We start from the raw sequence: 25,528 nt of genomic DNA on the forward strand, positions 1-25,528 counted from the left end.
AACCAGGTGGTCGTGTGCAGGACAGAATTAAAGCGTGTTTTACTGAAAGTATCCAAACCCAGATTGCCGCCGCGGAAGCGCTGCCGGATGCCATTTCCCGCGCCGCGATGACGCTGGTGCAGTCCCTGCTTAACGGCAATAAAATTCTCAGCTGCGGCAATGGCGCATCGGCCGCCAACGCGCAGCATTTCGCCGCCAGCATGATTAACCGCTTCGAGACTGAGCGTCCCAGCCTGCCTGCGCTGGCGCTCAGCGCGGATAACGTGATGCTGACGGCGATCGGCAACGATCGTCAACACGATGAAATTTACGCCAAACAGGTGCGCGCGCTGGGTCAGACCGGCGACGTCCTGCTGGCGATCTCCACCCGCGGCAACACGCGAGATATCGTCAAAGCGGTAGAAGCCGCGGTTACCCGTGATATGACCATCGTTGCGCTCACCGGCTATGACGGCGGCGAGCTGGCGGGCCTGCTGGGTCCGCACGACGTGGAAATTCGCATCCCGTCGCACCGTAGCGCCCGCATCCATGAGATGCATATGCTGACGCTGAACTGTCTGTGCGACCTGATTGATAACACCCTGTTTCCACACCAGGAATGACTGAAGGAGCAAACATGAAAGCATTGAATGCTGTCGCCATCCTGTTAACCGCCATGCTGTTGCAGGGCTGCGTCGCCGTTGTCGCCGGCGGCGCGGCCGTCGCCACCAAAACCGCCACCGATCCGCGCACCGTAGGCACCCAGGTAGACGACGGCACGCTGGAGCTGCGCGTCAGCAACGCGCTGGCAAAAGATCAGCAGATTAAAACCGACGCGCGCATCATCGCCACCGCCTATCAGGGCAAAGTGCTGCTGACCGGCCAGGCACCGTCGCAGGATATCGCCAGCCGCGCTAAGCAGATCGCCATGGGCGTAGATGGCGCGACCGAGGTCTATAACGAAATTCGCATCGGCCAGAAAGTGAGCCTGGGCACTTCGTCGTCCGATACCTGGATCACCACCAAAATCCGCTCGCAGCTGCTGGGCAGCGATCAGGTGAAATCGTCGAACGTGAAGGTGACGACCGAGAACGGCGAAGTGTTCCTGTTAGGTCTGGTGACGCAGGAAGAGGCGAAAGCAGCGGCGGATATCGCCAGCCGGGTCAGCGGCGTGAAGCACGTCACTACCGCATTCACCATGCTGAAGTAACAGGCAAAGAAACGGAACGGGCGGCCTGAGCCGCCCGTTTTTTTATACCGGTATATCAATCACCAGCGCCCGCGTCGCGGTTTTCGCCCGCAGCCGGATCTGCTGCTCCTCCTGCAAAAACGCCCCGTCGCCGCAGCCCAGCTTCTCCTGCCGCTCGCCTGAAGTTGCCGCCTCCAGCGAACCGTGAATCGACTGCAGATAGGCACGTGGCCCGCGCAGCGTCAGCGACTGCTCTTCGCCTGGCGCCAGCAGCAGCTGGTGAACCCACACCTGCTGACGCAGTTGCAGGCTGTTGCCCGCGCCGTCCGGCGAGGCGATCAGCTGCAGCTTGCCGCGCTCCGACAGCGCAATCTTCTGCAAGGTCGGGTTTTCACGCTCGGGACAGGCAGCCAGCCAGAGCTGCATACGCGTCAGCGGCTGGTCCTTGCGCAGGTTGATTTCGCTGTAGCTGACGCCCTGCTGCGTGGCGAGCAACAGCGCTTCGCCCTCGCGCGCGACGATATGATTGCCTTCGCTGTCGCGGTACTCCGCCTCGCCCTGCAGCACGATATTCAGCACGTCGACCTGCGGATAGGTGCGCGGCTGAAAGGCGGCCCCTGGCGCCAGCACTTCCTGATTCAGCACCCGTAGCGAGGCATAGCCCATGAGTTTGGGATCGAAATAGTGACCAAAAGAGAAACTGTAGCGTGCCTGCAACCAGCCGAAATCGGCCTGACCGCACGCGGACGCGCTGCGCGTCGTTATCATAATTTACCTCCAGCTCGCTGCGGCAGAGAGCGGCCGCAGACCTGATACCCATTATGGTAAAAGGCTGGACGCCGTATTGTTAGCCAGTTAATCTGCCGTGCATATTCAAATTTCCTGAAAGAGAGTTCGGATGGCTAAAGAGCGTGCCTTAACCCTGGAAGCGTTGCGCGTGATGGATGCGATCGATCGTCGCGGCAGTTTTGCGGCGGCCGCGGATGAACTGGGGCGTGTGCCATCGGCGCTCAGCTACACCATGCAAAAGCTGGAAGAGGAGCTGGACGTGGTGCTGTTCGACCGCTCCGGCCACCGGACGAAATTCACCAACGTCGGGCGCATGCTGCTGGAGCGTGGACGCGTGCTGCTGGAGGCGGCGGACAAGCTCACCACCGACGCCGAAGCGCTGGCGCGCGGCTGGGAAACGCATCTGACTATCGTTACCGAGGCGCTGGTGCCGACCGACGCGCTCTTTCCGCTGGTGGAGAAGCTGTCGGAAAAAGCCAATACCCAGATTTCGCTGGTGACTGAGGTGCTGGCGGGCGCGTGGGAACGGCTGGAGCAGGGTCGCGCGGATATCGTTATCGCACCCGATATGCACTTCCGCGCCTCGACCGAAATCAATACGCGTAAGCTCTACACCATGATGAGCGTCTATGTCGCCAGCGCCGACCACCCTATTCATAACGAGCCGGAACCGCAGTCGGAAGTGACGCGCGTGAAGTATCGCGGCATCGCGGTAGCCGATACGGCGCGCGAGCGCCCGGTTCTGACAGTGCAGCTGCTGGATAAACAGCAGCGCCTGACGGTGAGCAGCATGGACGACAAACGCCGCGCGCTACTGGCGGGCCTTGGCGTCGCCACTATGCCCTATTCGCTGGTGGAGAAAGATATCGCGGAAGGTCGGCTGCGCGTCGTCAGCCCGGAATATACCCGCGAAGTGGATATTATTATGGCGTGGCGACGCGACAGCATGGGCGAAGCCAAAGCCTGGTGCCTGCGCGAGATCCCGCGTCTGCTGGCGAAAAAAAGCTAAACGCGTTCCTGCTCCAGTCGGCCCTCAGCAGGCTGGAGCCTTATCTTACAGCCGCCCCAGACACTCAATTGCCACCGCCTTGAATTCGGCGAAATCTTTGCTGTCGCGCAGCCGGGCTACAGCCCTTTCGCGTAAAAAAGTCACGAACAGGTCGTAGATCGCCATCGCCTCTTCATACTCGCTTTTGCTGATCGCCAGCAGAAAGATCACCGAGGCGGTATCCTCTCCCCACGCAATGCCCTGCGGCGCCAGCACCGTGTAAACCACGGTCTTCTTCGCCAGCAGGCCGAGCGAGTGCGGCAGCGCAATGCCTTCGCCCAGCATGGTGCTGACGATCGCCTCACGCTCCTCGACCGAGGGATAAAAGCTCGCGTCGACAAAGCCTTCCGCCTCCAGCCGATCGCACAGCTGACGAAACAGCTGTGACTGCGTCATCGGCTTATCGACAATCAGGAAGTGCTGCGCGTCGAAGAATTTCTCCAGCATATAGGGCCGGGTGCGATCCACCAGCACCAGCTTGCCGATCTGCTCCAGCTGAAAGCCGGTGGGGAACGGCGATATCACCACTACCGGCTTATCCTTCTCGCTCAGGCGCGTGGTGGAGATAACGAAATCTTCGTCGATGCGCGTGCGCTCCTCATATTCGCGCTGCGACAGGCGCCCCGTGACCTGCAGCTGCGGATACTTGCGCAGCAGCATCGCCTCAATCATCCGCAGCGTCGAGTTGCCGCTGTCGCACACCAGCAGCACCTGCGGGTGGCGCTGGTAGCCGACGTCGTAATGCCGCTCCAGCCCGACGCCGATATGCAGCACCAGAAAGCCGATTTCGTTTTCGCTGATAACGTAAGGCGTATATTTGCCCCAGCTGGAGACCGCCGACAGCGTGACGTCATAGGCCATAGGGTAGTGCTGTTTAATATTGCCCAGCAGCGGGTTTGGGATATGGATCTGGTAACGCACGCGGGTGATCATCGTCTTAATATGCGTTAACAGATCGGCGCGCAGCTGCTCGTCGCCCTGCAGGTTGTAGTTATAGTGGGTATTAATATAGCTGAGCAGATAGTCCACCAGCGCGTCGGCGTCATCGGCGTTGATGGCGCTCGGCGCGACCTCCTGCATCTGGCGCGCCGCGATATTGACGCGCAGCCACCCCTCTTCCGCCGGCGATACCGGCTTGCCCACCAGCGGCCGCAGCAGATTAATCAGCTCGTGTGCCGCCTCGCGCACGTCGAGACCGACATCCTCCGCGCCGGGATCGCTGAGCGGGTAACCTTCGCTGATGCGCCGCACCGCCACGGCGCAGTAAAGGCGCAGATAGCGCTCTCCCTCATCGCTGAGGCGAACGTTGTGGCGCGACAGGCACTGCTGCAGCAGTGGGCGCAGCGTCTCCAGAATATTGCTGTGCAGCGCTTCGATAGTGATAAGCGGGCTGTCGGCCTGTTCCTGATCGATCTGCCACAGCAGATCGGTTAAGCAGGTACGGATCGCCACTTCGCTGCCGAACAGCTTCATGCCGTAATGGGGTTTGCTTTCGATATTCAGGTGATAGCGCGCCAGCCATTCACGCACCTCGGTCATATCGTTTTGCAGCGTGGCGCGGCTGACGAACCACTCATCCGCCAGATCCTCCAGCTTGAGCGACCAGGCGGCGGTCAGAAAGCGCGTCAGCATATAGCGCACCCGCTCGGCGGAAGTGCGCGGCACGCGCAGCGGCGAGCGTTTTTGCAGCTCCAGCCGCTGGAAACGCTGCGCATCCTCGATTTTTAGCTGATACCCCTCGCCGCGGCTGAGCACGAACTGCGCGCCATACTCCTCCAGCAGCGCGTTGAGCGCGCTGATATCGGCGCGTACGGTGCGCGTTGAAACGGCGAAGCGCCGCGCCAGCTCATCCTGAGGCAGCGTTTCGTTTTGCAGGGCGTCAAACAGCTGTGCAAGGCGTTGATTAGGAAATCTCAAAGCGGTCTACCTGTTACGGCGCTGGCATGCATTCAGCGGCATCATGTCGAAAAATAGCAGCCTAAAGCGAACGGCGCGTTACGTCCAGGCAAGCGCCGACGCCCTGTGAAGCGCGCCGGCGTGGTGGTCGTTACGGCAGCAGTTTTTTGCAAATCGCCAGAAGCTGGCGCACATCTTCCACCCGCGTATCGCCGCTGGCGGGATCGATAATGGAGCTGTAGACGTGCGGGATGATTTTACTGACGCCTGCCTCCAGCGCGATCGTCAGGATCGCTTCGACGTTATCGAGATCGATGCCGCCGGTCGGCTCCAGCCAGAAGTCATGCGCCGCGCACGCCTGGGCGACGGCGCGATACTCGTCGACCGCCTTCAGCCTGCCCATCGGGAAATATTTCACCGAGCTGCCGCCCATATCCTTCAGCAGCGCGATGGCGCTGTCGATCGGCACCAGGGCGTCGCTGCCCTGCGAGCTTAGCGGGCCGGTAGAGATTTTTACCAGACCCGGCGTGCCGGTCGGCGAAATCAGCCCGTTAACCACGGTTTGTGACTGACCGAGCAGCGCGCGGCTGGTGGCGACGCCGGTGAATACCTGGTTAACGTGCTGCGGCTGCAGCACGGCGGAAATTTCGCTCACCATTTTTGACTGGTTCGGGTCGCCCGCGCCAAGTCCGACCGAGAGCGCGTTATCGATCAGCGCGGCATATTCGCGCATATCGGCGATAGCCGCCTCGTTGCTGCTGTAGTTTTTTGACAGCACCCCTACCAGCACATGTCCTTCCGCCGCTTCCCAGATGGCGCGCGCGTTCGCTTTCGATCCGGCCAGCACGTTAAGGCACAGACGATCCTGATAGAAATTTGGGGTCAGCTTCATGCGATTTTTTCTCCGTTCAACAGCGCCTGGATCGCGGTGAAAATGGTGTGCAGCTGCTCAGCGCTGACGCTGCGGACATCCGCCTCGATAATGCCTTCATTGGCCTTGTAGCCGCGAAAATAGATAGCGGTCTCGCCGCTCTTCAGCGCCTGTACGATATCGCCGGTACGCTGACCGATAGCCGCCTCGTCGAATTTGATCTCGGCACGGGCGATATCGCGCCCTGCCGCGTCCCAGACTACGCGGGCGCTAACGCCGTGCAGCTGGTTGAGATGGTCGATAAAGGGCGTCATCTTCTCTACCATCTGCGCGCCGCTCACCTTTTCCAGCCGTAAATAGTTTTCAATCGCCTGCGTCAGGCCAAGGATCCCCTCCTTGCCCACCTTCATCGCCCGGCCGATACCGCTGCTCTGCCGCTTCACCCATTCAACATACTGCTGTCGGCCGATTACCAGCCCGCTGGTCGGCCCTTCAATCGCCTTCGCGCCGCTGTAGATCACCAGATCGGCACCGTACTGGTAGTAGCACTGCAGATCCTCTTCGGCGGCCGCATCGACGATCAGCGGGACGCCGTGCTTGCGCGCCACCACCGCCGCCTGCTCGACGCTTAAATGACTTTTTTGCACGCAGTGGTGAGATTTAACGTAGAGGATCGCAGCGGTTTGCTGCGTGATCGCCGCCGCCAGCTGCTCAGGTGAACACTCGTTGCTGTAGCCCGCTTCCACCAGACGGCCGCCGCCCAGCGCCACCATGCTGCCGACCGGCGCGCCAAAATTGACGTTATGGCCTTTCGGCACCACGATGTCGTGCGGCACCTCGAGCGGCGCGGCGTGCAGGTTATCCAGCAGCCAGTCACTCTCTTTCACGATGACCGCTGCGACGCACTGCGCAATGCCCGCCGAGGCGCAGGAGACCACTACCGCGTTTTCGACATTCAGCAGCCGGGCGATATACGCGCCGGTCTTGTTGACCAGATCTTTCATTTCAAAATAGTGGCTGAGGCCGGTCTGCACGGTATCGACCACCTCAGCAGAGGGCGTAGAGACGCCGAGGATCGTCATGCGGCCCGAGGCGTTGATAACCGGCTTCAGGCCATATTTTTCATAGATCGAAGACATTGGCTTTCCCTTCTTCTGTCAGGAACCACTCGCCCGCCACCACGGCGGCCAGCGGCGTAAGATGTTTCTCCCCGGTGACCTGTTCGCCTTCGGAATCAACAAACAGGCGGGGTGCTTCTGTGACGCTGAAAATGGTGAGATCGGCGTCGAAACCCGCCTCCAGACGCCCCTTTCGCGTCAGATGCAGCCCATCCGCCGCTTTCCAGGTAACGCAGTCGATCACCTGCGGCAGCGTCATACCGACGCTGAAAAATTTCGACATGACGTGCGCCAGGTTATGCACCGGGCCGTTGAGGCGGTTGCGGCAGTAGATATCCGAGCTGATGGTGTCAGGCAGAATGCCCTGCGCGATGGCGACGCGCGCCACCTCGAAGCTGAAGCTGGCGCTGCCGTGGCCGACGTCCATCTTCACGCCGCGCGCGATAGCCTTTTGCACCGACGCCTTGAGTTCGCCCTGCGGCGTCAGTACGCGGTTGGGCTTGCCGTTAAAGCAGTGGGTGATGATATCGCCTGCGGTGAGCCGGTCGGCGATCTGCGCCAGATCCGGCGGGTTGTTGCCGATATGCACCATAAGCGGCAGATCCCCGACCCGCTTCTGGATCGCTTTGGCTTCGATCAGCGGCTGAATGCCGTTCTCGCCGACCACGCTGCTGCTCATGCGCGCCTTCAGGCCGACGATAAAGTCAGGCAGCCGCTCGACGGCTTTCTGCACCGCATCGCCGTCGATCTGTCGCATATCCGCCAGTTCGTTCTGCGTCACGATGCCGGTGCGCGCGATATTGATCAGCGCGTAAACCTGCGTACTGGCCGCCCGCGTAATGGCATAGAAATCATCAACATGGTCTGCGCCGGTGCTGCCTGCGTCGATCACCGTGGTAACGCCGGTGGCGACGCCGATGGCGTCCGCCTCGTCATGATAGATCGGCGATTTGGGGTAGCAGTGCACATGAGAATCGATCCAGCCTGCGCTGACGTAATAGCGCCCGGCCAGATCGCGTTCGCTTTTTGCTTCGCCCTGCACGCTGTCGGCAACGACGGCGATTTTCCCGTCCTGAAGAGCGATATCCACCCGCCGCTCATCCGCCAGCCTTGCGCGACGAAGAATCAGATCGAACATAGCACCTCCTTAACGCGGCGGCCCGCTGACGAGCCGCCGCCGGTTTCAGATAGCGATCGGGAAGATCGCGCCGAGGATCATGGCGCCCAGGATCGCGCCGCCGGTGATCGGCTTGTTCCACAGATAGAACAGCAGCGCGCCGAGCAGCGAGCCAAGCCCGATTGGAATCGAAGCCGCCATCGCGGAAAGGATGATCAGCGGCCCCAGAAAGCGGCCGGAGGCGTTGCCTGCGCCCATCATGACGTCCGCACCGTAGGTAGAGTCGCTCTGGTTAATGGTGAACTTGCGCGCCAGGATGATGATGTAGCCGATAGCCAGGCCAATCACCAGGCCCGTCGCCAGCGAGGCGGCGAAATTCGCTACCGGGAAGACGATGCCCGCCCCGAGCAGCAGCGCCGGAACGCCCAGGCCAACGCCGGTCTGGATGGCGCCGCCGATGTCGAGGATGCCCACCAGCGAGCCTTCGATGATGCGCGCAAAGAGAAAACTCGCGCCGAAGGCCGCTACCGCGCCATAGACGCCGGTTTCCATGCCGGCGCGCAGCATAGAAACAAACGCCACTTCATTAAACGCGCCGATGCCGTAGAGGTAGTACATATGCGTACCGGCGAATACGCCCGCCGAGAGCAGGCCGACGAAGATCGGGAAAGACCAGTCGGCGTACCAGAAGCCTTTATTTTCAGTCATATCGTTAGCCTTACTTGCCGCTCAGAGAGTTGTGGATCATGTCGAGCCAGCCGGGAATGCCTAACTGGAACGACTGCAACAGCTTCATATCGAAACCGCGGAAGAAGCCGCTCAGCACGAACAGCAGCACGATCGCCACCATCATTACTTTGGTGACTTTGTTCCAGCCGCTCTCTTCGACGCCTTTGCCGATCAGAATGCCAAGCACCAGCCCCGGTACGGCGTTGCCCATGATCAGCTGCGCCAGGCCGCCGAAAATCGTCGCCCAGAAGCCCGATTTTTTTCCGGCGTCGATCGCCGCCAGCCAGAAGATCACCGGCATGACGGTGTTAACCAGCAGGTTAGCCGCCGGCACCAGCACTTTAACCGCGGTCACCTGCAGCGCGGCGGGGACGGCCGACGCGGTGGAGTTCAGGAAGGCCACGACGATCATGCCGATAATGCCGCAGGCGACGGCCATCTTTTTCGGGTCATGCAGGGTTTCGGCCAGGTTGCGGTTTTTAACCATCAGCGCGGCCGCGCCCCAGTTGGGAATGATGCGGTGGTCGACGTCCTGAGTGAAGGAGCCTGCTGCGACGGAAGATGCCCAGGCATTGAAGAAAAAGCCGAGACCAAAGGAGAAATGCGAGGCGGGATCGCCCTCGCAGGAGTTGAGCTCGCCCAGCGTACGGAACGCGCCCATGCCCTGCGACGTCGGCGCGTGGAACATGCGCGCCGCACCGGCGCCAACGCCCACACCGACCAGCCCCCCAATGATCAACGACTTAAACAAAATAATTAAAAACATGTTTTTTTACCTTTGTTGTCGTCTGTTTTTACGGTGCCGCCGTGAATGTCACCTGCCCGGTATCAATCACGGTGACGCTGACGGAAATCTCCAGCTCAACGCTGTAGTTCCGCCGCTGGCGCGCCAGAAAGAAGAACAAAAACTTCTCCGTTCTGACGCTCTCCTGCGCGCGCAGCACCCGAACATCCAGGGGTTCAATGCGCAGCAGAATTTTTTGCGTCGCGCGCAGAACCTGGTTCTGCACGTGACTCAGGGCATCGGCAAACGCCTTCTCTTTGCTGTCGCCTTTGCCCTGCACCGTCACCTGAGTAACGTATTGTTCTTTCATAATCAGCTGCCGTGCTTCTTGTTCCAGGCCTGCACCAGCCGCTCGCCTAACTCTTCTTTGTCCATAAAGCCGAAGCCAAGCACGTTGGCCCCTTCGTTGATGGCGGTGACGCCTTCGTCAACGGAGCGCATACCGTGGCGCGCTTTGTAGCCATATTTGTTCTGGGCAGTGATGGCGCCCGCGCCGCCGCTGCCGCAAAAGGAGATACCGAAGTCGGCGTTTTCCGCCTTCATCACGTCGCCCAGCTTCATGTCCGCTGCGACGCCCGGTACGACGACGGCGCGCCCGCCCGCTTTTTCTACGCCTGCGGCCACTTTCTGTCCTTTACCTAAACGATCGCCAATCACTACGGTCACCATGGTTATTTCCTCTTTATACAATTAGTTAGAACGAGCCACTTCTATATGGACGGAGAGAAGCCAGGCCTCTTCGCGCGGCAGATTGCCGAACAGATCGACGATCTGCTGCGCCAGCTGCATGGTTTCCGGCGAAATATCCTCAAACAGCTCCTCTTCCACCTCCGGAAGCGGTTCGCCAGTCAGCGAGCGCTGCGCCATGGCGCGGACGTGCGAAGCCAGCATCTGCTGCTGCACCGCGTTCGGCTCTATATCGTGTCGGGCATAGATCGCCGCGATTTGCGCCATGACCTTGTCGGCCAGGGCCTGAATCTCTTCCGGCGTTGCCTGCCGTACCGAAGCTCCGTTGCTGCTCACCTTGCTACTCCTGTTCACGAAAATTCGCGTTACGAATAAATTACGGCGTGCCGCGGCGGAAGTGCAGACGCACTTTTTCCGCATGGAAGTGGAAATCACAGGGCAGGCTGTGCGCCAGATCGCAGGACGCATGGATTGTGTGACAGAGGCCGCGTTATGCGTGGATTGCGCCCGATTGCGCCATTAAAGAAGAAATGTGCGCACGTCCTGCGGCGCGGCGCGCATCAGGAGCGGATTCAGATAAGAAAATATGATGACGATGCGAAGCCGGTCGCGCGGACCGGCCCGATAGATCAGCGGAATTTTTTATGGTTGGCGTTGCGGATATCCGCCAGCTTCTTCGCTTCGGCTCTGGCGCCGTCCAGGTTGTTGGCTTTCGCCAGCTCGTTAACCACATCAATCTGCGCAATCAGCGAGTCAAGCCCGGCGTGGTAATCTTTGATCGGCGCGCTGTCGGCTGGCTGACCTTCAAGCTTCTCCGGCGTCGATTTTTTAGCGTCCTGCGCAGCCTGACGCATCTCGCCCAGCGCTTTCTGCATCGTCTGCGCGTCGCTGGTTTTCATAACGGTATTCAGCCCGTCTTTCAGGGTATCCATATCATTTTCTAAATCCGCCGCGTAAAGGCTGGCGCTTCCGAACAGCAAAGAGAGAGACAACATAGCAATCACATGCTTACGCATCGGTATATCCTTTTTTATTGTGGGTAAAAAAAAGCAGCCAGAGCGGCTGCTTTCAGGAAGCGAGTTTTCTTATTGTCCGGCGATTTTCATCTCCGGCAGCAGCACCGAGCCACATTGTATGTTGCTGCGGGTTTCAATGTCGTTACCGACCGTGACTATATTTCGCCACATGTCCTTGAGATTTCCTGCAATAGTGATCTCGCTCACAGGATACTGAATCTCGCCGTTCTCGACCCAGTAGCCGGCCGCGCCGCGCGAATAGTCGCCGGTAATGGCGCTGACGCCCTGTCCCATCAGTTCGGTAACGACCAGGCCGCGTCCCATTTGCTTCAGCAGGTCGTCAAAGCTGCTGCCCTGCCCGGCGATGCGCCAGTTGTGAATGCCGCCCGCATGACCGGTGCTTTTCAGGCCCAGCTTGCGCGCCGAGTAGCTGGTCATCAGCCAGGTTTGCAGTACGCCATCCTTAATGATGTCGCGCGCCTGGGTACGTACCCCTTCGCTGTCGAACGGCGTTGACGCCAGGCCTTTTAACAGATGCGGATGCTCCTGAATCGTGAGCCACTCCGGCAGGATCTGCTGGCCCAGCGCATCGAGCAGGAAAGTCGATTTACGGTAGACGCTGCTGCCGCTGATGGCACCGACCAGATGGCCGAACAGGCCGGTGGCGACTTCCGGCGCGAAAATAACCGGCGCTTTCATGGTGGAGAGCTTGCGCGGCGCCAGGCGCGACAGCACGCGACGCGCGCACTCTTCGCCGACCCAGTCGGGACTTTTCAGATCTTCAAAAGCGCGGCCGATGGTGTAGGCGTAATCGCGCTCCATATTGCCGTCCTGCTCGGCGATAACGCAGCTGGAGAGCGAATGACGGCTGGAGCAGTAGCTCTGCAGCATGCCGTGGCTGTTGCCGAATACCTTAATGCCGACGTGGCTGTTGAAGCTGCCGCCTTCGGTATTGGTGATACGCGGATCCGCCTTCAGAGACGCCTGCTCCGCCTGGGCGGCGAGCTCGATGGCGCGATCGGCGTCGATCTCCCAGGGGTGATAGAGATCGAGATCCGGCGCCTCGAACGCCAGCAGATCGGCATCCGCCGGTGCGGCGTAAGGATCCGCCGAGGTATAGCGCGCGATATCGATCGCCGCCTGCACGGTGCGTTTGATCGCTTCCGGGCTGAGATCGGTGGAGGAGGCGCTGCCCTTGCGGTTCTGGTGATAAACGGTGATACCGAGCGCGCCGTCGCTGTTGAACTCGACGTTCTCCACTTCGCCGTAACGGGTGCTGACGCCGATTCCGGTGGTTTTGGTCACTGCCACTTCCGCGCCGTCGGTGCTGGCTTTTGCCAGATCGAGCGCCTGCGCCACTGCCTGTTCCAACACTTTTCGCTGTTCTGCAACCTGAGTAGATACGTTCATCGGCCTGCCGTCTAATCTTATGTATGAAAGTTTTGAGTCTATCAGAGTCAGAGAACAATTTCGCAGTCACCCGATAAACTGATAGGATTAGCCTCTTTTTTTAGGGGAGCCCAGAAAATGACCAAACAGCCCGATGAGTGGCTCGACGATGTGCCGGATAATCAGGAAGAAGATGATGAAGAGATTATCTGGGTCAGTAAAAGCGAAATTAAACGCGACGCTGAAGAGCTGAAACGCCTGGGTGCCGAACTGGTCGATCTGGGCAAGAACGCCCTGGAGAAGATCCCGCTGGATGAAGAGCTGCTGGCCGCTATCGAACTGGCGCAGCGCATCAAAAAAGAGGGCCGCCGTCGTCAGCTGCAGCTGATCGGCAAAATGCTGCGCTCCCGCGACGTTGACCCGATCCGTCAGGCGCTCGATAAGCTGAAGAACCGCCATAACCAGCAGGTTGCGCTGTTTCACAAGCTGGAAGCGCTGCGCGATCGTCTGATCGATCAGGGCGACGAGGCGATGAACGAGGTGATTACCCTCTATCCCCACGCCGATCGTCAGCAGCTGCGCAGCATGATCCGCAACGCGCAGAAAGAGAAAGCGGGCAACAAACCGCCGAAATCGTCACGTCAGATTTTCCAGTATCTGCGCGAGCTGGCGGAAAGCTAAGCGGCGCTCAGAGGCGGGCGAAGCTGCCCGTCCGAAGGCGAACGCCAACGCAGCAGACAGATAACCGCATAAACAAGCGCCCTGAAACGGGCGCTTGTTCTTTCAGGCGAGGCGATCCAGCAGCTTCTGATGGATGCCGCCAAATCCGCCGTTACTCATGACCAGGATCGAATCGCCCGGCTGAGCGGCTTTCGCCACCATCTCGACCAGCGTATCGATGTCGGCGCTCCAGTGCGCCGGCGGCATGCAGGCTTCAGCAACGTCAGAGACCTGCCAGGGAATATGGTGCGGCTGGAACAGAAAGACCTCGTCCGCACGCGCCAGCGACGGCGCCAGATCGTTTTTGCTCACGCCCATTTTCATGGTGTTGGAGCGCGGCTCCAGCACCGCCAGGATACGCGCTCTGCCGCCGACTTTGCTGCGCAGCGCGGATAAGGTCGCCAGAATCGCCGTCGGATGATGCGCGAAGTCGTCATAGACCTTAATGCCGTTCACTTCGCCGCGCAGTTCCAGACGGCGGCGCGCGTTGATAAAGCTGTCCAGCGCCTGCGCCGCGTCTTCCGGTTTGACGCCGACGTGACGCGCGGCGGCGATCGCCATCAGGCCGTTATGCATGTTGTGCTCGCCGACCAGCGACCAGTTCACCTCGCCAGCTTTCTCGCCGTCGAGCAGCACTTCCCAGCGCGAAGCGTCCGGCGTCAGTTTCTTCGCCTGCCAGTGACCGCCTTCGCCGACGCTCTCCTGCTCGCTCCAGCAGCCCATCGCCATCACCTGGCGGATATTGTGATCGTGCTCCGGCAGCAGGATTTTGCCCTGGCCCGGCACGATACGCACCAGATGGTGGAACTGCTTCTGAATGGCGCGCAGATCGTCGAAGATATCCGCGTGATCAAACTCCAGATTGTTGAGGATCAGGGTGCGCGGGCAGTAGTGAACGAATTTGGAACGCTTGTCGAAGAAGGCGCAGTCATATTCATCCGCCTCGATGACGAAGAATGGACTTTTTCCTAATTTTGCCGAGACGTCGAAGTTGCCGGGCACCCCACCGATGATAAAGCCAGGTTCCAGTCCGCACGACTCCAGAATCCAGGCTACCATACCAGAAGTGGTTGTTTTACCGTGAGTTCCTGCTACCGCCACCACCCAACGATCGCGCAGTACAAAGTCATGCAGCCACTGCGGGCCGGAGAGGTAGGGAATATTGCGCTCCAGCACCGCCTCTACGCAGGGGTTGCCGCGCGTCATGGCATTGCCGATGATAACGAGGTCCGGCGCGGGATCGAGCTGAGAGGCGTCGTAACCCTCTGTTAATTTAATGCCCTGCTGCTCAAGCAGCGTGCTCATCGGCGGATAAACGTTGGCGTCCGAACCGGTCACCTGATGGCCCAGGGAACGTGCCAGCATCGCCAGACCGCCCATAAACGTGCCGCAAATCCCAAGGATATGAATGCGCATAACAAGATCCATTACTCAAAAGTTCGGCGCACAGTGTAACCCCGCTCGCAGAGTTAAGAAACGGATTAGGACTATGGTTTTTGAAGTTCAATCGGCTAAACTGCGTACGCAAACGTTGGCGGTTTGACAGGCAGGCTGCCACTCCATCGAAGATTCAGGGAATGTGTTATGAAAACGTTAGGCGAATTTATCGTCGAGAAACAGCACGACTTTCCTCACGCTACAGGTGAACTGACGGCGCTGATTTCCGCTATCAAGCTGGGCGCGAAAATTATCCATCGCGACATTAACAAAGCTGGCCTGGTGGATATTCTCGGCGCAAGCGGCGTTGAAAACGTCCAGGGCGAGCAGCAGATGAAGCTCGATCTCTTCGCGAACGAGAAGCTTAAAGCGGCGCTGAAAGCGCGCGGCATCGTGGCGGGGATCGCCTCGGAAGAAGAGGACGAGTTTGTAATCTTCGAAGGAGTAGAACACGGTAAATATGTGGTGCTGATGGATCCGCTGGACGGCTCCTCAAATATCGACGTTAACGTCTCTGTCGGCACCATCTTCTCTATCTACCATCGCGTCAGCGCCCCTGGTACGCCGGTAACCGAAGCGGACTTTATGCAGCCGGGCCACAAGCAGGTGGCGGCAGGTTACGTGGTATATGGCTCCTCGACCATGATGGTCTATACCACCGGCTGCGGCGTGCACGCCTTTACCTACGATCCGTCGCTCGGCGTCTTCTGCCTGAGCCACGAGCGCATGACCTACCCGCCGACGGGCTACACCTACTCCATTAACGAAGGCAACTATATTCGTTTCCCGCAGGGCGTGAAGAAATACCTGAAGTTCTGCCAGGAAGAGGATCATGCCACGCATCGTCCTTACACCTCGCGCTATATCGGATCGCTGGTAGCAGATTTCCATCGCAACCTGCTGAAAGGCGGCATCTACCTCTATCCGAGCACCGCCAGCCACCCGAACGGCAAGCTGCGCCTGCTCTATGAGTGCAACCCGATGGCGTTCCTCGCCGAACAGGCGGGCGGCAAGGCGAGCGACGGCGCGAACCGTATCCTCGACATCCAGCCGGAAACCCTGCATCAGCGCTGCCCGTTCTTCTGCGGCAACAACGCAATGGTGGATGACGTTGAGCGCTTCCTGCGCGAGTACCCGGACGCGGCGCAGTAAGTTCGCAAACGTGTAAAACAGACTGCGTTCCGCGTGCTGATTGACGCGGAACGACAAGGGCGCGAATATCGCGCCCTTTTCTTTTACGCCGTTTCCAGACGGAACAGCGAGACCGTGGACTGCAGATGCTGCGACTGCGCCTCCAGCGACTGCGTAGCCGCCGTGGCCTGCTCTACCAGCGCCGCGTTCTGCTGCGCCACCTCATCCATCTGCGTCACCGCCTGATTAACCTGCTCAATGCCGCGGCTCTGCTCATCCGACGCCATGGAGATCTCTTTCATCAGCGTCGTGACACGCATCACCTCGCTGGAGATCTCATCCATGGTTTCGCCCGCGCGCGTCGCCATATCGCTGCCCTCTTTCACCCGCGTCTGCGACTCGGAGATCAGCCCGCGGATCTCTTTCGCCGCGTTGGCGCTGCGCTGCGCCAGAGTGCGCACTTCATTCGCGACTACGGCGAAACCGCGTCCCTGCTCGCCCGCGCGCGCCGCTTCTACCGAAGCGTTCAGCGCGAGAATATTGGTCTGGAAGGCGATGCCGTCGATAACGCCGAGAATATCGCCGATGCGGTTCGCGCTGTCGGTAATTTCCTGCATTTTTTCCATTACATAGCAGACCACTTCCGCGCCGCGATCGGCCGTGTCCGAGACGCTGTTCGCCAGCTTATGCGCCTGCTGCGCGTTGGCGGCGTTAAGGCGTACCGTGGCGGTAAGCTGTTCCATGCTGGCCGCCGTCTGCTCCAGCGACGCCGCCGACTCTTCGGTGCGCTGGGAAAGATGCACGTTGCCCGCCGCCAGCTCGCGGCTGCCGACGTCGATCTGCTGGCTGGCGTCGAGCACCTGACTCACCTGCACGCGCAGCGCCTGCTGCATCTCGCCGAGCGCGCGGTTAAGGCGGCCCAGCTCGTTGTCGCCCGGAGGCGGCAGCGTCTGCGAGAGATCCCCTGCCGCAACCTGTTCCAGATGCGCGATGGCACGGTTAAGCGGCAGCAGCAGCAAGCGACGCATCAGCACCCAGGCCAGCACGAACAGCAGCAGCGTCAGCGCCACCGCTGCGCCGATCAGCGCCTTCATAAAGGCTTCGTTTCTGGCCGCCTGCGCCAGCTGCGCGTCGGTGACCTGATCGGCGTAGCTGCCAAACGCCCCTACCGCGTTGCTGTAGTTAAGCGCCAGCTTAGCGAGATTGCCTTCCAGTACGCTGTAATATTCATCGGTATACTGTTTTTCCAGCGCGCTCATGATGGGTGTGATGCCCTGCGCCAGATAGGCGTTCCAGGTGGCGACCACCTCGTCGGCCAGCTTTTTGCCCTGCTCCGTCACCGTCCCGGCTGCAATAAAGGCTTTCATGCTCTGCTGCGACGCCTGGACGTCAGCCTGTGCCTGCTTCACCGAGGCGGTGCCCTCATCCAGCAGGCCGATCTCGATTTTGCGCACCGCCAGCGCGGCGGTGGCGCGCGCGCGCATCAGATCGCCGTTGCTTTGATAGAGCGCGTTGAGTTCGATACCCTGAATGCGGTTGATAACATCCAGCGATCGGTTTCCTTTGTTAATGGCAATAATCCCCATGACGCTGACCGCCAACAGCAGCAGAGTCATAAAGGCGAGTAAAGCTAATAGTCCTGTGCGTAGTGAGAGCTTATTCATGATGTTGTTTTCCGTTTGCTTATATAAAGGCAGAGAATCCAGCAGCCCTAAAACGTACAAGTTATCGGCAGTTGCGCAGGGAAACTTTATCGCTATTGATGGTCATTAGCCTGATCATCACCCAGGCTTAGCCCCTTCAGAAAAAGGATCGCAAGAATGAAAATGTGGATTGCCGCCGCAGGCTTGCTGGTATGCGCCTCCGCGCAGGCGCAGCAGAACCCCGTCGACGAGGCGCTTAAGCACTGCCTGAATGACGCCTCCACTACCCTGGCGATAGTGAACTGCTACGGCCGCGCCAGCCAGGCGTGGGACAGCGAGATGAACGCGCAGTATGCGCAGCTGATAAAGCAGCTCAGCGGCGAGCCGAAAGAGAAACTGCGCCGCGCGCAGCGGCAGTGGCTGACTTACCGCGACAGCTGGCAGGCGGCGAGTGCGGCTTATTTCACCCACACACAGGGCTCGCTGGCGCAGGTTTCGCTGGCGGCGCAGGGCGTCGATCTGGTGCGCAATCAGGCGCTGATGCTGCGGTCGCTGAATAAAGGCAGTTGCACCCGCGACGCCGATTGTTGATTAATGGGGGGTATCTCTTACTCACGCGCTGGCGCTGGCCAGCGCATCCGTCTTTTTTTCAGGGAGAAATCATGGCTGCGTATGCCTCTACCCTTATTCTTATCGGCCTCGCGGTCCTCAGCTATTTCGTTCACAACAGCGCGGTCACTATCTCTATTCTGATCCTGCTGGCAATCAAGCTCACGCCGCTGTCGCAGTTTTTTCCCTACGTTGAGAAACAGGGCATCCAGCTCGGCATTATTATCCTGACGGTCGCGGTCATGGCACCGCTCGCCAGCGGTTCGCTTCCCGCCTCCTCGCTGCTGAAATCTTTTGCCAGCTGGCAGTCGATCGTGGCGATTCTGGTGGGCATTTTCGTCGCCTGGCTGGGCGGACGCGGCGTCAGTTTTATGAGCGTGCAGCCGTCGGTGATCGGTGGCTTATTAATCGGCACGGTGATTGGCGTCGCCTTCTTTCGCGGCGTGCCGGTCGGACCACTGATTGCTGCGGGGATCGTCTCGCTGTTTGTGGTCGCGAAGTAAGGCGAGGAGCATTCCGAAAGGTCAAAATTGGGGCATACTTTCACAGGCAGTTGGCTATAATAGCCGACACTCAACATGTGACTATTGAAGGAATGCCCGATGAGTTTGAACCAGGTGCCTGCAGGTAAAGAACTGCCAGAAGATCTCTACGTTATCATTGAGATCCCGGCTAACGCCGATCCGATCAAATATGAAGTCGACAAAGAGTCTGGCGCCCTGTTCGTGGACCGTTTCATGTCCACGGCGATGTTCTATCCGTGCAACTATGGCTACATCAACAACACGCTGTCGCTGGATGGTGATCCGGTTGACGTGCTGGTTCCAACCCCTTATCCACTGCAGCCGGGCTCCGTGATCCGCTGCCGTCCGGTTGGCGTGCTGAACATGACCGACGAATCGGGTCAGGATGCGAAAGTGGTCGCCGTGCCGCACACCAAGCTGACCAAAGAGTACGATCACATCAAAGATGTGAACGACCTGCCGGAACTGCTGCGCGCGCAGATCACCCATTTCTTTGAGCACTACAAAGATCTGGAAAAAGGCAAGTGGGTGAAAGTTGACGGCTGGGCAGACGCCGAAGCGGCGAAAGCTGAAATCGTTGCCTCTTTCGAGCGTGCGCAGAAGAAGTAATCTGTCGCCGACCGATATAAAAACACCGTCCCCTGGACGGTGTTTTTGTTTACAGCGGTTAGGGTTCAGTGGGCGATATGCCCGCCTGCAGACGCTTCCGGTAAAAAAACACCGTCCTCTGGACGGTGTTTTTGTTTATGCGTCTGACGGTGGATCGTCGCGCCGTAGCCAGTCGCCGCTGGCGATGCGCTGACGCCCCTTAACCGGGCGCTGGTAGACGTAGAGCCATGCGCTGCCGTAAGGCGTTTGCATCAGCTGGCGTTTGTATTCGCCAGCCTTTGTGCGCAATGCATCCAGCTCACCCAGCGTGGTGGCATCGATGCGGTAAACTTCACAATAGACGGTTCCTTCGCCCGGGATCACGCCCGGATAATGGCCAAGACTGTAGAGCTCATAGCCCTCAATCTGCATATCCCCCAGCCATTGCGCATTCGTCATCCAGTGACTGTTTCCCTGTTTGCGCCGTAAACTGCCGTAGACAATTATTCGCATTGCTAAAACTCAAACTGATAGAGCAAATCAAGAGCCTGGTCCACACCGGACACGGCTTCCAAATAGAGTTTGGGCATCAGGCGATAACGCAAGGTTAACGTCGCCAGTGAATCAAATATGCCAACACCATATTTTACTTGTAGACCCGGCAGCACATAGCCACTGACCTGCACCTGCTGGCTGTCGCCAACGCCGGCAGTATCAAGGGCAAGATTGCTGACGCCGAACGTCTCGCCGATTTTACCCACAACCTGCCCACTTTGTGCAACCCCCAGACCCACTAAGGCAGAAGTTAATGCGTTGCTGTCGCCGTCCGTTCCCAGTCCCTGGCCGCGCAGCAGGTAGGAGAGCGCTTCCTGCTGCGACATCGCCGGATCGGAGAAGACCTCGACTTTCGGCTCGTCCGCCAGTCCGGTGACGCGCAGGCCAGCCGTCACGTCATTTTCTGTCGCCTCGGGATTACGGATCGCCTCAAGGTTGATATAGGGCTGATCCGGCGGCCCGGCGAACTGCAGCTCGCCTTTACGCACGATAAGATCCTGGCCGTAAGCATGGAAGCGGCCGGACGGGATATTAATCTGGCCGTTGAGGCCCAGCCCGGTTTTATCCTGCACCACTTTCAGGTCGCCGTTAAGCTTCGCTTTCAGGCCAAAGGCGGACAGGCGAACATCGTTGCCGACGTGAATGACCAGATTGCTGTTAATCGGGATCGCGGCGGTTTTCGGCTGAATCGGCTGCAGGTTTTTATCCAGCAGCACTTCGTCCGACGAGACGCCTGTGGCGCTCTCCGGCACTTCCTGCACCGTAATGCGCGCCCAGGGAATATCTACGCTGCCATCCAGACTGAAGGCCGCTGGCGTCGCTTCGAAGACCAGATCCGGCGAGACGTCCATGCGCACCATCGGCGGAACGGTGACCCGCACGCGGCTGCCCTGCGCGGCAATACGCGCGCGCCAGTTGTCGAGCTGGCTCCAGTCCGCATTGCCGTTGAGGTTGATATTGCCCTGCGCGGTTTGCACCAGTCCATTGAGCGTTGAGCTCATGCCGTTGAACACCATGTTCAGGTTAGCGGCGGTGAGATCGACCGGCATAAAGTTGCCGTCGACGTCGACACCCTGCAAACCAAGCTGGCCGAAGATCTGCGGCTGCTTCACGCTGCCGCCGAGGCGCAGGCTGCTGTTCAGGTTGCCTTTGATCTTCTCGCCCTGCGCCAGCGCTGGATTGAGCATCGTCAGTGAGATATTGCGGATATTGACGTTGCCGCCCAGCGTACGACGGTTCTGCGGATCGCTGATCTGCACGTTGCCATCGAGCTGGCCATTGTTGGCAATGCGGATCAGCCAGTCGAGATCGGCGCGGCCGTTGCGCAGCGCCGCGTTGAGGTTCAGCGTGTTGAAGTCGACAGGCAGCGTATTGCCCTGCACATCCTGCCTGACCTTAACGCCGCTGCCCTTCAGCGAGACGGTGCCGGTCGGCAGCGCGCCGTCCGCCGTCCAGTTTACGCGCGCGTCGCCGCTGAATACGCCCGCCAGCTGGGTGGCATCAGGCAAGAACGGCTTGATCATCGCCAGGTCGAAGCGGTTAAGCGCGATATGCGCATGACCGCTCGGGCCAGCTTCGACCGGCTCCGGCACGCAGAGCTGCGCGTTGGGGTTCTGCCAGCAGTGCGGGCCGATGGTGGCGGTCTGCTTCGCGTTCAGGTAGTCGATCGCCATCGCGCGCGTCAGTCGCCATTCGCCAACCGGCGTATCGAAGCGCGTGTCGTTAAGCGCCCCTTTCCAGCGCTGCTGCTGACGATCAAAGCTGCCGCTAAGCGCCAGCTGACCAGAAACCGGCTCGCCCTGCACCTGCAGCTTCAGCTGATGCTGTTTTTCATTGCCGTCGGCGTTGAGCGTCAGCAGGCTGATAGTAAGCGCATCCTGTTTCAGCTGCTCGACGCGCAGCTGCAGCTTGCCGGCGATCTGATCGCTGGAGCGGACGTCGCCGTCCAGCGTTACGCGCCGGATCTGCAGCTGCTGCCAGCGCAGGCCGGTGGCGTTAAGATCGGCCAGCAGCTGCGGCGCCTGCAAGGTGCCGCGCGCCTTGATGGTGCCTTTAGCAACGCCACCCAGCCCCGGCAGCGCGTTATCGAGATGGGGCGCGTCGATGGTGGCGTCAAGATTGAGCGCGTCGCCCAGCGAGCCTTTCACATCCAGATTATTGCGGCCCAGGGCGATTTTCACGCCCGGGATCTCCCACTGGTTATAGCTGTTGCCCTTCAGCGACCCTTCGGCGCTTACCGCATTCTGCTTAACGTTGCCCTTCAGCTGCAGCTGCGGCACGCTCACCTGCCAGCTGCCGCCGTAGAGGCTGCCGCGCGTGGTGATTTTACCGTCCAGCTTCGCTGGCCAGTCAGGATACTGGCGCGCGGTGTTGATGCCGGAGAGCGTCAGCTCGCTGCGCCAGCTAATGGCTTTGCTCCAGTCCACCAGCGCCGTGAGATCGACGTTGCCCTGCAGCGCGCCGATGCGCAGCTTGTCGAGGTTGAACTGCTCGACGTTGCCTTTGCCGTCCAGCGCCACGGTGGCGGGCGGCACACTGTCGCCTTTCACCGCCGTACGCAGCGACATCACGTAGTCAGTGGCTTTGCCTTTGAACTGATAGTCGAGATTATCCGCCTGATACTGCACCGCGCCGGTCAGCGGCCAGCGCAGCTGCGGGCTGGTGAGATGCAGCGACAGCGGCAGGCCCGCCACCGCCAGCTGGGTGGCGGCGTCGAGCCGGGCGCGGACCGGACCGGAGAGGTTGAGGCCCAGCTTCAGCTCGTCGCGCATGGCGCCGCCCAGCTCGAGCTTGATCTTCTCTCCTTTCAGCGGATCGACGTTCGCCGTGCCGTTGAGCGTGAAATTTACCGGCCAGTTGTCCGCCAGCGTCGCTTCGCCGCTGCCGTTAAGCTGGCCAAGCGTCGAGTCGACGTCCAGCGTCTGGAGCTGCAATCGTCGGTCGGCCGTTTTCGCTTTCAGCAGCAGGCGATTTACCGCAATATCGGTATCGCCAGTGAGACGCAGCTGCTCGCCAAGGATCTCCTGCACGTCAATATCGAGCGGCAGACGAAAATCGGGCAGCTCCGGCAGCAGCGGTTTCGCAAACATCGCCTGCAGGGTTTCGCCCAGCGGCTTTTCGTCCGGCTGCGGTTTCTGCACTTTCGGCTGCACCACCTCTTCGCTGGCGACCTGTGCCGCTTTCGGCAGGGCCACCAGCAGACTCTGGATATGCGTCGGGTTGAGCGTCAGCGCGCGCCCCTGCCACTGCAATCCGGTGGTGAAATCGAGCAGCGAAATGGCAGTATCGTCGATTTTCACATTGATGTTATGCAGGCCGAGATGGCGCAACGTAACGGGATAAGGCGTGCTGAGATCGCCGCTGCCATTATCCTCTTCCTGCGGCGCCTCCTGCGCGGGGGCCATCTTTTTGCTGTCGACCACCACGCTGACATCTTTCAGCGCGATGTCGTTAACGCACACCGAAGAGTGCAGCAGGCAGTTGAGATCGACCGCCAGATGAAAGGTGCCGGCGTCGACGCTGACGCCGGGCATTTCATAGCGCAGCCCGCTAATGGTCAGGTTGCGCCAGCCGCCCTCGACCTGTTTGATCGATAAACCCGGTACCCAGCGCGCCGCGCCGTTCAGCACCAGATGCAAGCCAGGCGTCGTGCCGATTAAAAACGCCACGCCTCCCAGCAGCACTACCAGAAAAATCAGGATGCCGATCAGGACCTTTTTCCACAGCTTCATAGTTCAGGCCCCAGTCCGATATAAAATTGCAAACCATGCTCCTCGCTGTCGCCAATCGGCCGGGCAATATCCAGTTTGATCGGCCCGACCGGCGACGCCCAGCGCACGCCGAAGCCCGCGCCGGTTTTAAAATTGCTCTGTTTGATGTCGTTGACCGCTTCACCCGAGTCAATGAACGCCGCGCCCCACCATTTGCCGGTCACGTTGTACTGATACTCCAGCGAGCCGGTGGCGAGCTTCGAGGCGCCGGTCAGCTTGCCGTCCTCGTCGCGCGGGGAAATATCTTTGTATTTGTAGCCGCGAATACTGCGATCGCCGCCCGCGAAGAAGCGCAGGTCAGGCGGCACCTTTTCAAAGTCGTTGGTTTCGATCCAGCCGAGATTGCCGCGCGCCACGAAGCGATGTTTATCCGCCAGCGTGCGGATCCAGACGTTCTGCGCCTGCAGGATCAGGAAGTCGACGTCTGAGCCCCAGGTAGTGTCGGAGACATCCACCGAGTAGCGTTGCGAATCGCCCCATGTCGGCATCAGGCCGCCGCGCGAGCGGGTGCGGTTGAGGCTGACGCCCGGATAGAGCAGCATCGTGGTGTTGGTAACGCTGCCCTGGGTAAAGTGATCGAGGCTCCATTTCAGGTTGATCGCCTTCTGCCAGCCGGAGCTGTTCTCCCAGTAACGCGATACGCCGAGCGTCGAGGTGTCAGCTTTGGTGTCGTTCAGATCGGTGCGCTTCAGGCCGCCGGAGAAGATGTAATACTGCTCCAGCGGGCTTTTCAGCAGCGGCACTTTGTAGCTGAGGTCGAGCTGCTGTTCCGGCGCGGAGAGATAGGCGTCCGCCGTCAGGCTGTGGCCGCGATCGTTGACCCAGGGCTTTTTCCAGCTGCCTTTCAGACGCGGGCCGACATCAGTCGAGTAGCCGATACCGGTTTCGATGGTGTTTTCGGTGCGCGGCGACACCACCGCGCTCAGCGGCAGCACTTTGGTTTTTCGCCCCTGCGCGAATTCCGGCGCGACCACCACCGAGTTAAACCAGCCCGTCGCCGAGAGACGCCGGTTCAGCTCGGCGAGATCGCGCGAGCTGTAGTAGTCGCCTTTCTTAAAGGGAACCAGGTTTTTCAGATACTCTTCGCGGATCTGCGAGCCGGAGAAGCTGACGTCGCCGAAGCGATAGCGCTGGCCGCTGTCATAGTCGATATCCCAGAAGGCTTCGCGCCGTTCGACGGAGACGCCGAGCTGGCTCTTTTTAAAATCGCCGTCGAAATAGCCGTTGCGCAGCGCCAGGTTCGAAAAGCCGCTTTTGAATTTGTCATACTCGCCGTGGTTGAGCTGCCGCCCTTTTTTCGGCGTCCCCTCTTTCACCCAGGCCCGGTAGTCGGGATCGCGCAGCGCGTCGCCTTCGAGCACGATGGTGCTGCCTGCGATTTTTACCGGCTCGCCGGGTGTGACATGGGCGATGAGCACCGGTCGTCCGCCGTGCGGCGGCGCGGGACGCGATTCAAAATCGATGTCGGGCTCGTAGTAGCCGAGCGCCTTAAGCCCTTGCTGGATCGCCTCTGAAACACGTGCGCGAAAACGGCCATCGTTCGACACCTCATCGGCGCCGATGGTCGAAAGGCGAGCACGCACGTTTTTGTTGAGATCCCCGGTTAAGCCCTGCACTTCAAGGCGCACTTTCGCTGCCTCAGCGACTGGCGCGGCGGCCAACAGGCAGGTCATAAAACAGACGTGAATTCGTGGCACGCGTACTCCTGTTAATCATGCCGCCCCCTATTCCGCGGGGCGTGATATATCCCTGATATAAGAACATCGCAGCGGCGCAGTCATCATCATAGCCGTATAAAGCGGCCTGCGGCTGCGAAAAAACGTTAACAAAGCCAAATAGCGCCCTATTGTCAGCAAATGACCGGACTGATACAACCGCTGCGCAGCATAAGCGCTCGCCACTCGGATTAATCTGAGCGAAACGGCGTCACCGGGATCTC

The 25,528-nt window shown here is 59.8% G+C and carries 25 protein-coding genes; 8 read left to right on the forward strand and 17 right to left on the reverse strand.

The features are described 5' to 3' along the window. Positions 1 to 14: 14 nt before the first annotated feature. Together diaA and dolP are read left to right on the forward strand one after the other, a co-directional pair. Entirely contained in the window at positions 15 to 602 is a 588-nt protein-coding gene (gene diaA / locus D7S44_RS11470) for a DnaA initiator-associating protein DiaA (RefSeq protein ID WP_120454953.1), read from the forward strand. Between the two features lie 14 nt (positions 603 to 616). Continuing rightward, a complete protein-coding gene (gene dolP / locus D7S44_RS11475; protein WP_120454955.1) occupies positions 617 to 1,189 on the forward strand; it encodes a division/outer membrane stress-associated lipid-binding lipoprotein in 573 nt (190 codons plus the stop codon). 42 nt (positions 1,190 to 1,231) lie between these two features. On the opposite strand, the gene D7S44_RS11480 is transcribed toward dolP, so the two are convergent. After that, positions 1,232 to 1,936, reverse strand: coding sequence for a pirin family protein (locus D7S44_RS11480; protein ID WP_120454957.1), 705 nt, complete (start codon positions 1,934 to 1,936; stop codon positions 1,232 to 1,234). A 130-nt stretch (positions 1,937 to 2,066) separates the two neighbouring features. Here D7S44_RS11480 and D7S44_RS11485 point away from each other — a divergent pair, with 130 nt between their 5' ends. Continuing rightward, positions 2,067 to 2,966 carry a LysR family transcriptional regulator gene (locus tag D7S44_RS11485; protein ID WP_120454959.1) on the forward strand — a complete coding sequence of 300 codons (900 nt, stop codon included), beginning with the start codon at positions 2,067 to 2,069 and terminating at the stop codon, positions 2,964 to 2,966. Between the two features lie 45 nt (positions 2,967 to 3,011). On the opposite strand, the gene D7S44_RS11490 is transcribed toward D7S44_RS11485, so the two are convergent. The 11 genes from D7S44_RS11490 to pmbA form a co-directional block, all read right to left on the reverse strand. Next, positions 3,012 to 4,922, reverse strand: a complete 1,911-nt coding sequence (locus D7S44_RS11490) for a BglG family transcription antiterminator (protein WP_120454961.1) — start codon at positions 4,920 to 4,922, stop codon at positions 3,012 to 3,014. 130 nt (positions 4,923 to 5,052) lie between these two features. Continuing rightward, positions 5,053 to 5,793 (reverse strand): 2-dehydro-3-deoxy-phosphogluconate aldolase, encoded by a 741-nt coding sequence (gene dagF / locus D7S44_RS11495; RefSeq protein ID WP_120454963.1) that lies wholly within the window; start codon positions 5,791 to 5,793, stop codon positions 5,053 to 5,055. Next, positions 5,790 to 6,911 carry a DgaE family pyridoxal phosphate-dependent ammonia lyase gene (locus tag D7S44_RS11500; protein ID WP_120454964.1) on the reverse strand — a complete coding sequence of 374 codons (1,122 nt, stop codon included), beginning with the start codon at positions 6,909 to 6,911 and terminating at the stop codon, positions 5,790 to 5,792. The genes dagF and D7S44_RS11500 overlap by 4 nt, the downstream gene beginning before the upstream one ends. Continuing rightward, positions 6,895 to 8,028, reverse strand: a complete 1,134-nt coding sequence (locus D7S44_RS11505; RefSeq protein WP_120454966.1) for an amidohydrolase/deacetylase family metallohydrolase — start codon at positions 8,026 to 8,028, stop codon at positions 6,895 to 6,897. Before D7S44_RS11505 ends, D7S44_RS11500 begins: the two co-directional genes overlap by 17 nt. A gap of 45 nt (positions 8,029 to 8,073) precedes the next feature. Beyond that, complete coding sequence (locus tag D7S44_RS11510; protein WP_120454968.1) at positions 8,074 to 8,715, reverse strand: DUF4310 family protein; 642 nt, start codon at positions 8,713 to 8,715, stop codon at positions 8,074 to 8,076. A gap of 10 nt (positions 8,716 to 8,725) precedes the next feature. Beyond that, complete coding sequence (locus tag D7S44_RS11515; protein WP_120454970.1) at positions 8,726 to 9,502, reverse strand: DUF4311 domain-containing protein; 777 nt, start codon at positions 9,500 to 9,502, stop codon at positions 8,726 to 8,728. A 28-nt stretch (positions 9,503 to 9,530) separates the two neighbouring features. Further along, entirely contained in the window at positions 9,531 to 9,830 is a 300-nt protein-coding gene (locus tag D7S44_RS11520; RefSeq protein ID WP_120454972.1) for a DUF4312 family protein, read from the reverse strand. Positions 9,831 to 9,832: 2 nt separating this feature from the next. Continuing rightward, complete coding sequence (locus tag D7S44_RS11525) at positions 9,833 to 10,195, reverse strand: SFCGS family glycine-rich protein (protein WP_120455125.1); 363 nt, start codon at positions 10,193 to 10,195, stop codon at positions 9,833 to 9,835. Positions 10,196 to 10,210: 15 nt separating this feature from the next. Next, positions 10,211 to 10,543, reverse strand: coding sequence for a glycine dehydrogenase (locus tag D7S44_RS11530; protein WP_240629457.1), 333 nt, complete (start codon positions 10,541 to 10,543; stop codon positions 10,211 to 10,213). 293 nt (positions 10,544 to 10,836) lie between these two features. Further along, positions 10,837 to 11,223 carry a cytochrome b562 gene (cybC, locus tag D7S44_RS11535; RefSeq protein ID WP_120454975.1) on the reverse strand — a complete coding sequence of 129 codons (387 nt, stop codon included), beginning with the start codon at positions 11,221 to 11,223 and terminating at the stop codon, positions 10,837 to 10,839. A gap of 69 nt (positions 11,224 to 11,292) precedes the next feature. Beyond that, positions 11,293 to 12,633, reverse strand: a complete 1,341-nt coding sequence (gene pmbA / locus D7S44_RS11540; RefSeq protein ID WP_120454977.1) for a metalloprotease PmbA — start codon at positions 12,631 to 12,633, stop codon at positions 11,293 to 11,295. 117 nt (positions 12,634 to 12,750) lie between these two features. On the opposite strand from pmbA, the gene yjgA reads away from it, so the two are divergent. Then, positions 12,751 to 13,293 (forward strand): ribosome biogenesis factor YjgA, encoded by a 543-nt coding sequence (gene yjgA, locus D7S44_RS11545; RefSeq protein ID WP_120454979.1) that lies wholly within the window; start codon positions 12,751 to 12,753, stop codon positions 13,291 to 13,293. A 102-nt stretch (positions 13,294 to 13,395) separates the two neighbouring features. Here yjgA and mpl read toward each other — a convergent pair whose 3' ends face one another. Continuing rightward, a complete protein-coding gene (mpl, locus tag D7S44_RS11550) occupies positions 13,396 to 14,748 on the reverse strand; it encodes a UDP-N-acetylmuramate:L-alanyl-gamma-D-glutamyl-meso-diaminopimelate ligase (protein WP_120454981.1) in 1,353 nt (450 codons plus the stop codon). A gap of 168 nt (positions 14,749 to 14,916) precedes the next feature. On the opposite strand from mpl, the gene fbp reads away from it, so the two are divergent. After that, entirely contained in the window at positions 14,917 to 15,921 is a 1,005-nt protein-coding gene (gene fbp / locus D7S44_RS11555) for a class 1 fructose-bisphosphatase (RefSeq protein WP_120454983.1), read from the forward strand. 83 nt (positions 15,922 to 16,004) lie between these two features. On the opposite strand, the gene D7S44_RS11560 is transcribed toward fbp, so the two are convergent. After that, complete coding sequence (locus tag D7S44_RS11560) at positions 16,005 to 17,564, reverse strand: methyl-accepting chemotaxis protein (RefSeq protein WP_120454985.1); 1,560 nt, start codon at positions 17,562 to 17,564, stop codon at positions 16,005 to 16,007. A 156-nt stretch (positions 17,565 to 17,720) separates the two neighbouring features. Here D7S44_RS11560 and D7S44_RS11565 point away from each other — a divergent pair, with 156 nt between their 5' ends. The 3 genes from D7S44_RS11565 (at position 17,721) to ppa (ending at position 19,285) form a co-directional block, all read left to right on the forward strand. Further along, positions 17,721 to 18,134, forward strand: coding sequence for a lysozyme inhibitor LprI family protein (locus D7S44_RS11565; RefSeq protein WP_120454987.1), 414 nt, complete (start codon positions 17,721 to 17,723; stop codon positions 18,132 to 18,134). A 71-nt stretch (positions 18,135 to 18,205) separates the two neighbouring features. Next, on the forward strand, positions 18,206 to 18,655 hold the full coding sequence (locus D7S44_RS11570) for a DUF441 domain-containing protein (RefSeq protein WP_120454989.1): 450 nt from the start codon (positions 18,206 to 18,208) through the stop codon (positions 18,653 to 18,655). Between the two features lie 99 nt (positions 18,656 to 18,754). Further along, positions 18,755 to 19,285, forward strand: coding sequence for an inorganic diphosphatase (gene ppa / locus D7S44_RS11575; protein WP_120454990.1), 531 nt, complete (start codon positions 18,755 to 18,757; stop codon positions 19,283 to 19,285). A gap of 135 nt (positions 19,286 to 19,420) precedes the next feature. Here ppa and D7S44_RS11580 read toward each other — a convergent pair whose 3' ends face one another. Genes D7S44_RS11580 through tamA form a run of 3 tightly spaced genes read right to left on the reverse strand, consistent with a single transcriptional unit; the run spans position 19,421 to position 25,262 of the window. Further along, positions 19,421 to 19,777 carry a gamma-glutamylcyclotransferase family protein gene (locus tag D7S44_RS11580; RefSeq protein ID WP_033792318.1) on the reverse strand — a complete coding sequence of 119 codons (357 nt, stop codon included), beginning with the start codon at positions 19,775 to 19,777 and terminating at the stop codon, positions 19,421 to 19,423. A 2-nt stretch (positions 19,778 to 19,779) separates the two neighbouring features. Beyond that, the gene (gene tamB, locus D7S44_RS11585) at positions 19,780 to 23,550 is read right to left on the reverse strand and encodes an autotransporter assembly complex protein TamB (RefSeq protein ID WP_120454992.1); all 3,771 of its coding nucleotides are present in this window, start codon (positions 23,548 to 23,550) and stop codon (positions 19,780 to 19,782) included. Next, complete coding sequence (tamA, locus tag D7S44_RS11590) at positions 23,547 to 25,262, reverse strand: autotransporter assembly complex protein TamA (RefSeq protein WP_179256416.1); 1,716 nt, start codon at positions 25,260 to 25,262, stop codon at positions 23,547 to 23,549. Before tamA ends, tamB begins: the two co-directional genes overlap by 4 nt. Positions 25,263 to 25,528 lie beyond the last annotated feature (266 nt).

The sequence above is a fragment of the Pantoea piersonii genome (genome assembly GCF_003612015.1).
GTDB classification, from domain to species: Bacteria; Pseudomonadota; Gammaproteobacteria; order Enterobacterales; family Enterobacteriaceae; genus Pantoea; species Pantoea piersonii.